A 14770-nucleotide genomic window follows, 5' to 3' on the forward strand; every position below is an offset into this window, starting at 1 on the left:
CTTGTCTATTTAGCTGAAAATGGCGCAAAAACCGGGGAGGAATTTAACCTCCTGCCCCAATGAAAAGGCCGGGCTATGCCCGGCCAATAAAGCCTTCACGCGCCAAACCTATGGTCAGCGATTTTCGCGGTGATCAATCAATGCGTCAACCACAGTGGGATCGGCAAGAGTAGAAACGTCTCCCAGGTTATCCAGCTCATTGCAGGCAATCTTCCTCAGGATACGCCGCATGATTTTGCCGGAACGGGTTTTTGGCAGTGCAGGCGCCCATTGGATAAAGTCAGGCTTGGCAATTGGCCCTATCTCCTTGCGGCAGAGCTCAATTAATTCAGCCTTCAGCTCATCACTGGGCTTATGGCCAGATTTGAGCATTACAAAGGCATAGATTCCCTGCCCTTTGATATCGTGGGGATAACCTACCACCGCTGCCTCCGCCGTATCATTGTGCAGTACCAGGGCGCTCTCAATCTCAGCTGTTCCCAGGCGGTGTCCAGAGACATTTAACACATCATCAATGCGCCCTGTAATCCAGTAATAACCGTCACTATCGCGGCGGGCACCATCGCCAGTAAAGTAATAGCCGGGGAATGCGGAAAAATAAGTATCCAGCATTCGCTGGCGATTGCCGTACACATCCCGAATCATGGAGGGCCAACTCTTTTTAATCACCAGGGAGCCCTCGCCTTCCCCTTCAATCTCCCGGCCTTCACTATCCAGCAGCGCGGGCTGTACCCCAAAGAAGGGCCGAGTTGCCGACCCGGGTTTCAGAGCCATGGCACCGGGCAGTGGAGTGATCATCTGCGCACCGGTTTCAGTCTGCCACCAGGTGTCCACAATCGGGCAGCGCTCATCGCCCACCACGCTGTAATACCACTCCCAGGCCTCCGGGTTTATGGGCTCACCCACGGTGCCTAAAAGTCGCAGGGAGCTGCGCTCGGTGGCTTTTACAAACTCATCACCAGCGCCCATCAGCGCCCGAATCGCTGTCGGCGCGGTGTAGAAAATATTGACCTGATGCTTATCCACAACCTGCCAGAAGCGTGAGGCATCCGGGAAAGTGGGCACGCCCTCAAACATCAGACTGGTGGCCCCGGCACACAATGGTCCATAGACGATATAGCTGTGCCCAGTGATCCAGCCCACATCGGCAGTACACCAGAAAATCTCTCCCTCGCGATAATCAAAGGTATATTTGAAGGTCATGGTGGCCATCAGCAGATAGCCGGCAGTGGTATGCAGGACCCCTTTGGGTTTACCGGTAGAGCCCGAGGTATAAAGGATAAACAGCGGGTCCTCCGCTCCCATCACTTCAGGCGCGCAGTCCGGCTCCATCTCACCTATGGATTCGCCATACCAGATATCACGCTTACTATCCCAGTCTACCGGTGTGCCCTTGTGTTTAACCACAATGGCCGTATGCACATTAGGGCAGTCCACCAGCGCTTTATCCACATTGGCTTTAAGCGGTACTCGCTTACCGCCGCGAACCGCTTCATCAGCAGTGATCACCAGGCGACAATCGGAATCGAGAATACGGTCTTTCAGGGACACCGGGGAGAAACCACCAAATACTACCGAGTGCACAGCGCCGATACGGGCACAGGCGAGCATGGCGTAGGCCGCCTCCGGGATCATCGGCATATAAATACACACCCGATCTCCCTTTTTAACTCCCCGGGATTTCAACAGGTTGGCCAAGCGGCACACATTTTCATAAAGGCTCTGATAGCTGATTGCCTTACTATCAGCGGGATCATCTCCCTCCCACAGAATCGCAGTCTGCTCGCCACGGCTTGCCAGGTGCCGATCGATGCAGTTTACGGTTACGTTCAACTGGCCATCGGAGAACCAGGCGGTATGACCTTTGTGCAGATCCTCCTCAAGAACCTGGCTGAACGGCTTGTCCCATTGCAAAAAGTCCTTGGCCTGTTGTGCCCAGAACGCCTCTGGGCTCTCTACCGACTGGCGGTACATTGTCTCGTAGTCTTCGGCGCTAATAAGCGCATTGGCAGCAAAACCGGGGGAGACTGGGCGGGTATGCACTTCAGACATCATCTTCTCCTTTATTATTAGCGCGGCATGGCTAGCCTAGAGAAATCTGAGTTTATTAGAGCTTTATTCTTGTCACTTTATAACATAGCCGCTGCGAAACAGTCCCCTCATCTCAAAATTTGGCATGGGGCGAAGACAATCCAACGCAGGCCCTGAAAGGTGCAAGTTAATCAGACAAGCAAACAGTAAAAGAAAGTTGATTAACCGCTCAATCACTTAGATCCAGACATCATTTTTCGCAGTTAGATCTCCACCGGCATCGCCCGTATTAACGACCCCTTTAGGCTCAATCAATAGTACTTCACATTCCTGTTCAGCTCTGGGTTTATGCTCCACACCCTTTGGTACTACCGTCATCTCACCAGGTCCAAGGGATATAACACTATCGCGAAACTCGATCTGCATATGCCCGGAAACTACAACAAACACCTCATCGGTATCGGGATGATCATGCCAGGTAAATTCACCCTGGATCTTAACCAATTTAAACTGGTAATCGTTCATCTCGGCAATCACTTTAGGGGACCAGTGCTCCGAGAACAGGTTCAATTTTTCTTTAAAATTGATAACTTTAGAATTCACTTTTATACCTACCTTTAATATGACTATATATCTGGAAAGCTTAGTTATCTCTGGATACTTCCAAAAGTTTCCTAAGCCTGCCCACAATATTCTGGTTAAATACCTGTATACCCTCCCTCCTCCGTAGTGCAGACACAACGCCAGAACCAACTATTTTCGCACCAGAAAAAATACCATCGTAAATATAATCACTACCACATGATGGGCTATTTTCCGTAAGTACTGCGTATTTAATATTGTGCTGCAGACATAGCTGTAATGCCCGTTTAGCTCCCCGTATAAATTGCTCAGTTAAGTCTTCTTTATTTATCCCTAAAACTTTGGCTGAGCCCGCTAAAACCTCTGCACCTCTACCGCCGCTAATCTCAGCCGGAACCCTGGGAACAGGCAGTCCGACTGCAACCTCAGAAAACAAATCAACTTAAGTTTGCCTGTACCGGGTTATCAGCCCGGTACATTTAACAGAGAAAACTAACGAGATTGGAAAATAAGAAAGCGGTTATTACCCGAGTCGTTGATAATCAACTTATCTTCATAAGCGGTAATACCGTCGGGCCATTTCAGCGTAGCTGCACTTGGCAACTCCCCCTCGTCAGCAACCCCATTTTGGTTGCTATCGTTGAAGGCACTGCGATCAAAATCTTCCTGCCCCAAGACAATATCTGCCGGAGCGAAATTTTCCTGTGGCCACTGGTTCCAGATCAACACTCGGTTATTTTCGCCGTCCACCACAAAAAGCTGAATGCCGTTAGACCAGATACCCCGCTCTAACAAACTCAGGGTTTGTCGACTCGGGGGCTGACTTTCATCACTGACAAAATCTGCTTGCCCCAAAACTATATCCGCCGGAGCAAAGCTACTAGTAGGCATTGAGTTCCACAGAAGTACCCGGTTATTTTCCGAGTCGGTGATGGCTAACTTTTCTCCATCGCTCCACACATCTCCGGGCGTAGCCAATGTGCGAGCACTGGGCTGCTGCATAACCGAGCCATCTTGCTCACGGTCGTTAGGGGTGCAGTTTTCCAGTGTGGATTGGCCCAGCAGCCAATCCGGTGCCGCATCTTCCATTGAGGGCAAGTCATCCCACACCACCATTCGAGCTTTAGACCACGAGGCCGCGAATACGCGTCCCTCGGCAATCATTGCACTGGAATATACGGAGCCGTTACCCTGGCAGCTGTCCTGCGGCAGTTTGGCACTAGGCAGTGCCCGACCATCTTCGGGAATAGTATCGTAAACAAAAATACTGTGGCCCCGAGTACCAAACAAGTAATTTATTAAAAGTTTTCCACTATCAAAACTTATGCTTGTGGGCCCGCGACCAAACTCTCCCCCGCTGCTATCGTCAAGACTATCTTTATTAAGCGCCGCATTGGCCGGCGCTCCATTGCTTGTGGGGACCGAATTAAAAATTAACACCCGATTATTTGTATAATCGGGTACGAACAACTTCCCCTCATCAGTAACGGCAGCGGAACCCAGGGGGCCCTCGCCAAGATTCTTTGCATTGATGGCGGTCAAAGTACTGGAAAAATCATCCTGGCCGATGACGACCTGCGCACTGTCAAAATTCTCAAAGTACAATGGCACAGTAAAATTGTGCTGTTCAGCGGGGAGATCCAGGCCAGCGGGGTCTTTGGCTTCAAGGTGCAGGCTGCGATTCTCCCCGGACAGCCAGCGGCTCTTGGGAGCTATCACCAAGGTGTCGTCATTAAAGCGCGACTGGGACCAGGTCAGAGTGTATTCATCATTCAGCAACAAACCGCTAATTTGCAGGCTGTCGCGATCCATCGACTCAGAAAACTGTACCGTGATTGCGCCATCCTTCTCCAAACGCTCCTGTGCTGGGGATACACTGACTACGGAAGGGGCAATTTCATCCACGGTATAGTGAACATCAACCTCTGCCATCTGGTTGCCAGCCGCATCCTGCGCGGCAATTGTCAGGGAGAGTTCTAGTCCCTTTGCCCACTCCGCTATCGGGGTTAAGATCAGGGTGTCCTGATCGACTTGAGAGAGCTCTCCCATTTCCTGCATGGCGCCACTTAGAGACACATCCTCCAATGCCACCGCTTCGCTAAAATCCAGCAGTAGGGTGCCGGTTGCTGCAATAGAGGCCCCGCTGGCGGGAGTCAGTGTCAGGCTCGGCGGAGTGGTATCCACAGGCGCAGGATCTTCACCACCACCACCGCTGCCACCGCTGCCACCGCTGCAGCCATAAAACGCGGAACTGATCGCCAGTACCAATGCGGCTTTGATAAACTTGCTATCGGCTTTAAAAAACTTGCCTTCCACCACTGCCTCCTGCAGCCATTTAAATAGCCAACAGGGTATTCAGTCTTACCTGTTTATTGCCACAGCAGTCACTGCCAATCTGGACCCTAAAAATGACAAAACCTAACAGGCTGGGTGCTGTGTCACAAAAGGATAATTTTCAGGGACACTGCGCTAATCGTACCGACATCTGGCAGCCACCGGCTTCGCCGGTATTAATCAACCTACAGGGCCTAACTATGACCAATGCCCTTTTTGCCGATCTAATTTTATTAATACTAACAACTTAGTTAGCTCTGGATGCACTTATCAATTCTCTAAGTTGCCCAACAGTATGTTGACTAAAAACTATTATTCCCATCCTTTGAAGAAGCGCAGACACAACACCAGAACCCATTATTTTTGTCCCTGAAAAACTGCCATCGTAAATATAGTTACTTCCGCAAGAGGGACTATTTTCCGTAAGCACTGCATACTGGATATTGTGTTTCCTGCATAATTCCAGAGCCAGTTTGGCCCCCAGCATAAATTGCTCAGTTAGATCTGTTCTATCACTACCTATAACCCCGGCAGTTCCATCTAACACCTCTGTTCCATTTGCGCCACAGATCTCAGCCGGCACCCTCGGAATAGGCAATCCTGCCGCCACTTCCGGACACAAGGAAACAATTTCCTGAGTATCCACAAGCCACTCAAAATCATCGCTATTGGCCTCAACACTACTACCGTCATAGCGCACGGCGCAGTTCAAAAGGCAGGAACTAACAAGTATTTTGGCCATATACATCTGAAGCTATAGTGGACACAATAGGAAGCCGAACTCTACCGCAACTGAGCCTAGGCTACTGGACAACGCAGGTTTTCTGACCAGTAAATTAAGACAGAAAACCTGAATAGAAGGACAACTAAATCCTAGCCTGGCGAACAGCTCGTAAATAAACTCATTAGAGTAATAAACCATGCAGCGTTCAGTCATATTATTGATAATTTACTTGTTGGCAATCCCAGTCACTAGCGCCAAACAACTGGCAATTACTTTCGATGATGCCCCACGTAAAGCCGATGGTTATTTTGATGGACCAACGCGGGCTAAAACGTTAATTGAAAACTTAGAAGAATATAAAGTTGGCAAAGTAGCCTTCTTTTCCAATACTCAATCCTTCGATAAGGAAGGGTTGGAGCGGATGAACCGCTACGATAAGGCTAGGCATATTATTGGCAATCACACCCATAGCCATCCCAATTTTCTGGAAACAGGGCTATCCACTTATCAAGCGGATTTTTTGCAGGCCCACCAGCTGCTTCAACAATTTGACAACTTTAAACCCTATTTTCGCTTTCCCTATCTGCGCGAGGGAGAAACTGTCGAAAAACGCGATGGTATCCGGAATCTACTACAGAAAAATAACTATCAAAACGCCTATATCACCTTAAATAACTACGACTGGTATATCGAAGAACTTTTCCAAACGGCAGTAAAAGATGGGAAAGCAGTTGATATGGAAAGACTCTCCAACTTTTATGTCGACGTTCTTATGGCGAGCATTAAGTACTACGACGATATGGCAATTAAATATCTCGGGCGCTCCCCAAAGCACGTCATACTGTTGCATGAAATGGATATTTCAGCCCTGTTTATTGGTGATCTGGCTGAACGACTGAGGAAGGAAGGCTGGGAGATAATTCCTTTAGAGGAGGCCTATCGGGACCCCATCGCCAAATACCAACTCGCCCAACCGATCAAATATAACCCTGGCAGAATCGGCGAAATCGCTTTAGCTAAAGGACAAAAGAAAAACCTCTGGCACTACACCCTGGACGAGTCCTACCTGGAAAAGAGGTTTAATCAGGAAGTGTTATTAATGTCTGGTCAATAAGTGGCGGGAGTGCTACAGGGCACAACGCCCTGTAGCGAGAAGAGTCAGGCTTCGGCTAGCTGAACCGGAATCGTATTAGTGCTGCGCTCTACCTTGTTGTTCTCATCCAGGTAGACCAGCTTGGGCTTGTGGTTATCGGCTTCGCCCTCTGTCATCTGCGCATAGGAAGCGATAATAATGCGGTCACCCACCTGTACTCTACGTGCAGCGGCGCCGTTCATGGAGATAATACCGGAACCGCGCTCGGCGAGGATCACATAGGTGTGGAAGCGCTCACCATTGCTCACATTGTAAATATCGATTTTCTCGAATTCGCGCAGGCCAGCCAGCTCTACCAGGTCCTCATCAATTGCACAGGAACCGTCATACCAGAGTTCGGCCTGAGTCACTGCGGCCATGTGCAACTTGCACTTCAACATTTCAATTTGCATAGTTGGATGCCCCTCAGAGTTCCAGGGAAACATTGTCGATCAGGCGCGCTGCACTAGTGTACATAGCTCCCAGGATCGTGATTTCTTTATCGTCATCTGCCGCTGGCTGTAAATCCTTGCTGTAACAGATGGAGAAGTAGTCAACTCGAAAGCCACTCTCTTCAATTCGCTTGCGCGCCTCTGTTTCGAGGTCGGCGAAATCCCGGCGTCCAGCCACAATTTCATCCTTGGCCCAGTTAAGTAACTGATTGAGCACAGCAACCTTCGGTCGCTCTTCCGCAGTGATATAACCATTGCGAGAGCTCATTGCCAAGCCATCTTCCTCACGGTGCACCGGCGCCGCCACAATTTCGACCGGCATACACAGGTCTTCCACCATACGGCGGATCACTGCTAATTGCTGGAAATCCTTAATCCCGAAAATAGCCTTATCCGGCTGCACAATGTTGAAAAGCTTCGAAACTACAGTGGTGACCCCTTCAAAGTGACCCGGTCGGCTGGCGCCGCACAGGACATCGGTCATCGCCGGACAAACCACGCGGGTCTGCTGATCCATGCCGTTGGGGTAAATCTCACTCTCATCCGGGTGGAACAGGAAGTCACAGTCCGCTTCCCGCAGGCTGGCCATATCCCGCTCCATAGTGCGCGGATACTTATCCCAATCCTCATTCAAACCGAATTGCAGTCGGTTGACGAAGATGGATACCACAACCAGATCGCAGTGTTGCTGGGCGATTTTGACCAGCTCTATATGGGCATCGTGCAGATTGCCCATGGTTGGCACAAAGCCGACGGTCTTGCCGTCTTTGCGGGCCTGGGCCAGCGCCTCGCGCAGACTTGTTACGTGGTGGAAGACTTGCATCTTGCTACCGCTCACTATGAATCAGCGCGGCATCATACTCGCTGAGACCAGGTGTCTCAACATAGCAAAATTGCCGCTCTCAATAAGATTTCGCCGCAGAATCCAGCCTGTGGCCCCGCCAGACAATCTCTGCCCATACCTGAACTGCTAGTCACTATCGACGCCGTCGATTGCCGCCGAATTTTACCCCATTCAGTTCAGGAAGTGTTCAGACCCGCCAGGGCAAACTTCACGCCAAGATACACAAAAGACCTGATCTGAAAGAAAAGAGCCCCACGCTCGGGAGAGATGTTATGAAACACCTCACTACTGCCATCGCCACCCTAAGCCTGCTGCTGATCGCAGCACCTGCCCTGTCCGAGTCACATCGCGGACACCAGCGCGCCATGGACGACCACCACAAATATGGAAGAGCCGAACGCGAGCAGCGCCACTTAAAGAAACAGCACGACAAGCATCACGACCGCCAGCAGGAAAAGAAACGCCGCAGACAAGAGCGCAAGAAAGAAGAGCGCAGACGTGAACGCAGAGAGGAGCGCCAGCACCGCCGCGAAGTTCGCCACGCCTATAAAGAGGGCTACAACAAAGGCTATAACAAAGGGCATAGAAAAGGCCACAAGCAGGGCCACCGCCACGAATACCGCGCGGCACACAGACCGGTTTACCGCCACGGTTATCGCGGCCACCGCCCCCACTACCGCCCCTCGCACTACGGTTATGGCTACCGCTGGCGCCACCTGCCGCGTAATTTCGTCAGTATCAGTATCGGAACAGCGGGCTTCTACTATAGCGATGGAATTTTTTATCGCCCGGCTTCTCACGGCTACGTAGTAGCCCAGGCCCCCCACGGCGCTATCGTGCACAGCCTGCCAGCATCAGCACTGACCGTGGTAGCCGGTGGACACAATTACTACGTGGCCTATGACACCTACTACCTGTGGGACCATAGCCACCGCGGCTACCGGGTTGTCCCCAAGCCGACCTATTACTGATTACCCAATCCCCCCCTCCCTGCGGCCCTCGGGCTGCCTTTTTTTACTCAAATTTGCGCAGATCAATCACCTTCTTAAGCCCCCTGTCGCAGAGTGCAAAAGAGCTGGCCACCCACTCACTCCCCATTTACTTTTCAGTGCGCAAAAATTAGCGTTTTTTTATCTATAGTTATTGCTTTCCGGCCCTGCTGGGCCCAAGATTCGCGCCCGCCAAATATCAACAGAAAGGCGCCATGAAGAAGCAACAAGTAAAAGACTGGACTTGCGAAGATTCGGCCGAACTCTACGGCATCCGCAATTGGGGCGCCGGATATTTCGATTTGAACGAAAATGGTGAAATTTCACTGCAAGTCGACGGCCCCAAAGGGGTAACACACAGTGTTTCGCTGATGGACATTGCCCGAGGCGCCACCGAGCGCGGCTTGGGTATGCCCCTGCTATTGCGTATTGAGAACTTACTCGAAGCGCAGATCGCCCGGATTAACGAATCCTTTGCTCGCGCTATCGACGATTGCGGCTACGGCAATGTTTTTCGCGGCGTGTTCCCCATTAAGGTGAACCAGCAGTGTCAGGTGATTGAAGAAATTGCCAATGCCGGCCGCCGCTTTAACCACGGCCTGGAGGCGGGCAGTAAAGCAGAACTTATCGCTGCCCTGTCCATTCTGGATAACACCGAATCCCTGATCGTTTGCAACGGCTATAAGGACGAGGAATTTATTAACCTCGGACTGCAGGCCCAACGCCTGGGCGTACAGGTTTTCTTCGTCGTGGAAACGCCCTCGGAAGTGGAGACCATTATCCGCTGCGCCGAGCGCGAGCAGGTGCGCCCCAATATCGGCGCACGGGTAAAACTCGCCTCCAAGGTGGGCGGCTACTGGAATGCGACCAGTGGCGACCGCAGTATTTTCGGCCTGGGCAGTAACGACCTGATCGCCATGGTCGATCAACTGCGCAACCACGATATGCTCGACTGTCTCAAGTTGTTGCACTATCACCTGGGCTCGCAGGTACCGAATATCCGCGACATCCGCACCGGAGTTTTGGAAGCCTGCCGCTACTACGCCGATCTGGTGGAAGAAGGCGCACCCATGGGCTACCTGGATCTGGGCGGTGGCCTGGCGGTGGATTACGATGGCAGCAAGACCAATTACACCCACTCAAAGAATTACTCCCTGGACGAGTACTGTGTCGATGTAGTGGAAGCCATTATGGGCACCCTCGATAGCGAGGGAGTCGAACATCCGGTGATTATCACCGAATCCGGCCGCGCCACTGTAGCCTACTCCTCTGTACTGCTATTCGATATTCTCGACACTACCCGTTTCGAGCCGGTGGAGCTGGAGCACACCAAGATCAGCGAAGGCGACCACCAGATGCTGCTCAACCTGCAGGACGCAGTGCGCAGTATCACCCCCAAAAACCTGCAGGAGAGCTACAACGACGCCCTCTACTATCGCGACGAGGTGCGCTCCCTATACCTGCACGGCCAGGTGAGCCTGCGCGAGCGCGCCAATGCGGAAAACCTGTTCCTGCAGGGCGCCCAGGATATTCGCAAATTACTCGATGAGGCCGAAGAGATTCCCGCAGATCTGCAAGCTCTGCCGGAGGTACTGTCGGATATCTACTACGCCAATGTGAGCGTATTCCAATCGGTGCCGGATATCTGGGCTATCGACCAGGTATTTCCATTGTTGCCGATCCACCGCCTCGACGAAGCGCCGACGCGCTCCGCCATCATCGCCGACATCACCTGTGACTGTGACGGCAAGATCGACCGCTTTATCGGCCGGGAAAAAGAGCAGAAAACCCTGCCCTTGCACGAACTAAAAGATGGCGAGGACTATATCCTCGGCACCTTCCTGATCGGCGCCTACCAGGAAACCCTGGGCGACCTGCACAACCTGTTTGGGGACACCAATGTCGTGAGCGTACGCATTCAGGAAGACGGCAGCATCGACTTCAGCCACGAGATTCACGGCGACAGTATTTCCGATGTACTGAGTTACGTAGAATATCAACCCAAGGCGCTGTTCGAGCGCTTCCGCCGCCTGGCGGAACGCGCCGTTAAACAGGGGCTGATTACCGCTGCCCAGCGCAAGCAGATTCTGCAGACTTATACCGCCAGCATGAGCGGTTACACCTATTTCGAAAAGTAAGTTTGAATAATAAGGCGCCAGCGCCTTTGAAAAGATAGCGGCAATAAAAGCCGCAGATTAAGGAGATCTTTATGGCCAACGTACTGATCATCGGCGCCGGCGGTGTCGGCCAGGTGGTTGCGCACAAGTGCGCACAGGTTGCTGAGGTATTTGAAAATATCACCCTGGCAAGCCGCACCAAAAGCAAGTGCGACAAGATTGCCGCTATGCTGCCGCGCAAAATCGACACCGCTGAAGTAGATGCGGACAATGTGCCTGAACTGGTAAAGCTGATCGAAAAAGTGAAGCCGGACTTGGTCATCAACGTGGCCCTGCCCTACCAGGATCTGCACATTATGGATGCCTGCCTAGAAACCGGCGTGCACTACTTGGATACCGCCAATTACGAGCCGCCGGAAGAGGCCAAGTTCGAGTACAAGTGGCAGTGGGCCTACCAGGAGAAGTTCGAGAAGGCCGGCCTGATGGCACTGCTGGGCAGCGGCTTCGATCCCGGTGTCACCAGCGTATTTACCGCCTACGCCAAGAAGCACCACTTCGATCGTATCCACACCCTGGATATTCTCGACTGTAATGCCGGCGACCACGGCCTGCCGTTCGCCACCAACTTCAACCCGGAAATTAATATCCGCGAGATCACCGCCAACGGTCGCTACTGGGAAAATGGCCAGTGGGTTACCACCAAGCCGATGGAAGAGAAACGCATATTCAACTTCCCCGAAGGCATTGGTGACAAGGATATTTACCTGCTGTACCACGAAGAGCTGGAGTCCCTGTCCAAGCACTTCCCGGAAATCGAGCGCGCGCGCTTCTGGATGACCTTTGGCGAGAGCTACCTGAAGCACCTGGAAGTTCTGCAGAACGTCGGAATGACTGGCATTGAGCCGGTGGAATTCCAGGGCCAGGAAATTGTACCTATCCAGTTCCTTAAAGAGCTGCTGCCAGATCCCGCCAGCCTCGGCCCGCTGACCAAAGGCAAGACCTGCATCGGCAACATTATTCGGGGCACCAAAGACGGCGAAGAGAAAATCTACTACGTCTACAACACCTGCGACCACCAGGACTGCTACCAGGAAGTTCAGTCCCAGGCGATCTCCTACACCACCGGCGTACCGGCCATGATCGGTGCCAAGATGATGCTGGAAGGCAAGTGGATGAAGCCCGGCGTGTGGAATATGGAGCAGATGGATCCGGATCCCTTTATGGATGACCTGAACAAGTACGGCCTGCCCTGGCAGGAAACCTGGCTGGATAAGCCCTTCCAGTAAATCGCTTCTTTCCCGACCTAGCGGGGCGGACTCCAGTGCCCGCCCCGCCGCACCAGGATATAACGCACCATGGACCTCACTCCCCCCGTTGACTATTTCGGCAGCTTCGATCCCTACCGCGTTCCCTCTCCCTGTTTTGTGATCGATGAAATTGCCCTGCGCAATAATTTGGCATTGCTCGCCGATGTACAGGAACGCAGCGGTGCCAAGGTACTGGCAGCGCTCAAGGCCTTTTCCATGTTCAGCACCGGTCCCATCGTGGCTGAATATCTATCCGGGACCTGTGCCAGTGGCCTGCACGAAGCCAAACTGGGGTTCGAAGAGTACGGCGGTCGCGACAAAGGCAAGGAAGTTCATGTCTTCAGTGCCGCTTACAAGGATGAGGAACTGCGGGAAATACTGCAATTTGCCCACCATGTAATTTTCAATTCCTTCTCCCAGTGGAAGCGTTTTCGGGAGTTGTGCCTGGATATGCAACAGCAGCGGCCAGAGCTGCGTTTTGGCCTGCGTATCAACCCTGAGCATTCCGAGGGCCACACCGATCTCTACGACCCCTGCGCCCCTTGTTCGCGCCTGGGCATCGTGCGCTCGCTGTTTGAAGGAGAGTCCCTCGAGGGCATCAGCGGCCTGCACTTCCACACGTTATGTGAACAGGATTTCAAACCTCTGCAGCGCACAATCGCTGCCGTGGAGGAGAAGTTTGGCGATCTGATACCACAAATGGAGTGGATTAATTTCGGCGGCGGCCACCATATTACTCGCCGGGATTACCAGGTGGATGAGCTGGTCGAAGCGGTGCGCAGCTTTTCCGACAAGCACAATGTACAGGTCTACCTGGAACCCGGTGAGGCCATCTCCCTGTTCGCAGGAGTCCTTGTGGCTGAGGTAGTGGATATCGCCTGGAATGGTGAAAACCAAGCCATCCTCGACGCCTCTGCCACCTGCCATATGCCTGATGTGCTGGAAATGCCCTACCGACCGGAAATTACCGGTGCCGCTCGCCCCGGTGACTTACCCCACACCTATCGCCTTGGCGGACAGAGTTGCCTGGCCGGCGACAGCATCGGCGAATACAGCTTCAGTCAACCACTGCGGATTGGCGAGCGACTGGTGTTCGAGGAAATGGCCTACTACACCATGGTGAAAACCAATACTTTTAACGGTATCCCCCTACCGGCTATCGCCCTGTGGAATTCGGATACCGACGACCTGAAGATGATCAAAACTTTCGGCTACGAAGATTTTAAGGAACGCCTCTCCTAAACAGTGCCGATAGAGATAGATGCGGCAGGCAATGAGTTATTGCCTCCGCCAGAGGACCAGTAGATGTTGTCAGAAAACGAATACCCCATTTTTCTCGGCTCCGAAATCGAGCAGCCGAAGCCGGAAGACGCCCTCTTTCACATTATCCCCATCCCCTATGAGGAAACCGTCTCCTACGGTGGCGGCACCGGCAAGGGCCCGGCCTCCATCCTGGAGGCATCCTGGCAACTGGAAACTTTTGACAACTTCTCCAACCCCTGTGACCTGGGCATCTACACCCGCTCGCCGGTCTCGGTTTCCGGCCCTGCAGAACAGGTGATGGAGAATATCGCCGCCGCCACCAAAGAAGTGTTGGCGCTTGGCAAGATGCCGGTGGGTATCGGCGGTGAGCATTCGGTGACCTGGGGTATTATCAAAGGGCTACTGGACGCCGGCGAAACCGATTTTGGCGTGGTGCAGATCGATGCCCACGCCGACCTTCGCGATCGCTATGAGGGCCACAAACACAGCCACGCCAGCGTGATGCGTCTAGTGGTAGAAGCCGGTGTCCCCTTGTTCCAGCTGGGTATCCGCGCCTATTGCGAAGAGGAAGTGCAGGCCCGCAAGGACCACAACGTGGGCTATCTGGATGCCCACCAACTGGTGCCCAACAATGTGCAGGAATTCCAGTTACCGGAGAATTTCCCCAAGAAAGTCTTCTTTACACTGGATGTGGACGGTATGGACCCATCGGTCTTCCCTTCCACCGGCACCCCGGTACCCGGTGGTCTCGGCTGGTACCAGACCCTCAACTTATTCGAATCCGTTGCGCGACAAAGAGAGATTATCGGCTTCGATCTGCTGGAATTTGCACCGATCGAGGGCTTTCACGCCTATGATTTTGCCGCCGCACAGCTGATGTATAAGCTGATGGGAATCATTCAGCGCAACCGCTGACCACTGATCCAGCCTCCGGCACTTTGACAATTCTTAACCAATTAACCTGTCTTTAATGTCAGGATAAGGGTTAGTATGTC

13 protein-coding genes are annotated in these 14770 nt (G+C 52.6%); 6 read left to right on the forward strand and 7 right to left on the reverse strand.

What is annotated here, in order from left to right:
• Positions 1-114: 114 nt before the first annotated feature.
• The 5 genes from acs to ACJJI6_RS15140 form a co-directional block, all read right to left on the reverse strand.
• On the reverse strand, positions 115-2052 hold the full coding sequence (gene acs, locus ACJJI6_RS15120) for an acetate--CoA ligase (RefSeq protein ID WP_475711069.1): 1938 nt from the start codon (positions 2050-2052) through the stop codon (positions 115-117).
• A gap of 216 nt (positions 2053-2268) precedes the next feature.
• Positions 2269-2634 carry a cupin domain-containing protein gene (locus tag ACJJI6_RS15125; RefSeq protein WP_413664150.1) on the reverse strand — a complete coding sequence of 122 codons (366 nt, stop codon included), beginning with the start codon at positions 2632-2634 and terminating at the stop codon, positions 2269-2271.
• 40 nt (positions 2635-2674) lie between these two features.
• Entirely contained in the window at positions 2675-3049 is a 375-nt protein-coding gene (locus ACJJI6_RS15130; RefSeq protein ID WP_445359337.1) for a 2-thiouracil desulfurase family protein, read from the reverse strand.
• A 56-nt stretch (positions 3050-3105) separates the two neighbouring features.
• Positions 3106-4929 carry an Ig-like domain-containing protein gene (locus tag ACJJI6_RS15135; RefSeq protein WP_475711070.1) on the reverse strand — a complete coding sequence of 608 codons (1824 nt, stop codon included), beginning with the start codon at positions 4927-4929 and terminating at the stop codon, positions 3106-3108.
• 265 nt (positions 4930-5194) lie between these two features.
• Positions 5195-5689: a 2-thiouracil desulfurase family protein gene (locus ACJJI6_RS15140; protein WP_445359334.1), complete on the reverse strand. Its 495-nt coding sequence runs from the start codon at positions 5687-5689 to the stop codon at positions 5195-5197.
• A 178-nt stretch (positions 5690-5867) separates the two neighbouring features.
• Between ACJJI6_RS15140 and ACJJI6_RS15145 the strand changes: the two genes are divergently transcribed.
• A complete protein-coding gene (locus ACJJI6_RS15145) occupies positions 5868-6785 on the forward strand; it encodes a polysaccharide deacetylase family protein (protein ID WP_445359333.1) in 918 nt (305 codons plus the stop codon).
• Between the two features lie 44 nt (positions 6786-6829).
• Here ACJJI6_RS15145 and panD read toward each other — a convergent pair whose 3' ends face one another.
• Entirely contained in the window at positions 6830-7216 is a 387-nt protein-coding gene (panD, locus tag ACJJI6_RS15150; protein WP_413664143.1) for an aspartate 1-decarboxylase, read from the reverse strand.
• A gap of 13 nt (positions 7217-7229) precedes the next feature.
• Positions 7230-8078, reverse strand: coding sequence for a pantoate--beta-alanine ligase (gene panC / locus ACJJI6_RS15155; protein WP_445359652.1), 849 nt, complete (start codon positions 8076-8078; stop codon positions 7230-7232).
• 293 nt (positions 8079-8371) lie between these two features.
• On the opposite strand from panC, the gene ACJJI6_RS15160 reads away from it, so the two are divergent.
• The 5 genes from ACJJI6_RS15160 (at position 8372) to speB (ending at position 14690) form a co-directional block, all read left to right on the forward strand.
• Positions 8372-9070 carry a DUF6515 family protein gene (locus ACJJI6_RS15160; RefSeq protein WP_413664141.1) on the forward strand — a complete coding sequence of 233 codons (699 nt, stop codon included), beginning with the start codon at positions 8372-8374 and terminating at the stop codon, positions 9068-9070.
• Between the two features lie 233 nt (positions 9071-9303).
• On the forward strand, positions 9304-11226 hold the full coding sequence (gene speA, locus ACJJI6_RS15165; RefSeq protein ID WP_475711071.1) for a biosynthetic arginine decarboxylase: 1923 nt from the start codon (positions 9304-9306) through the stop codon (positions 11224-11226).
• A 71-nt stretch (positions 11227-11297) separates the two neighbouring features.
• On the forward strand, positions 11298-12491 hold the full coding sequence (locus tag ACJJI6_RS15170) for a saccharopine dehydrogenase family protein (RefSeq protein ID WP_475711072.1): 1194 nt from the start codon (positions 11298-11300) through the stop codon (positions 12489-12491).
• A 69-nt stretch (positions 12492-12560) separates the two neighbouring features.
• Positions 12561-13754: a carboxynorspermidine decarboxylase gene (gene nspC, locus ACJJI6_RS15175; RefSeq protein ID WP_108731493.1), complete on the forward strand. Its 1194-nt coding sequence runs from the start codon at positions 12561-12563 to the stop codon at positions 13752-13754.
• Positions 13755-13817: 63 nt separating this feature from the next.
• A complete protein-coding gene (speB, locus tag ACJJI6_RS15180) occupies positions 13818-14690 on the forward strand; it encodes an agmatinase (protein WP_413664138.1) in 873 nt (290 codons plus the stop codon).
• Positions 14691-14770: the final 80 nt, after the last annotated feature.

Source organism: Microbulbifer maximicatervae (SeqCode) (genome assembly GCF_056232625.1).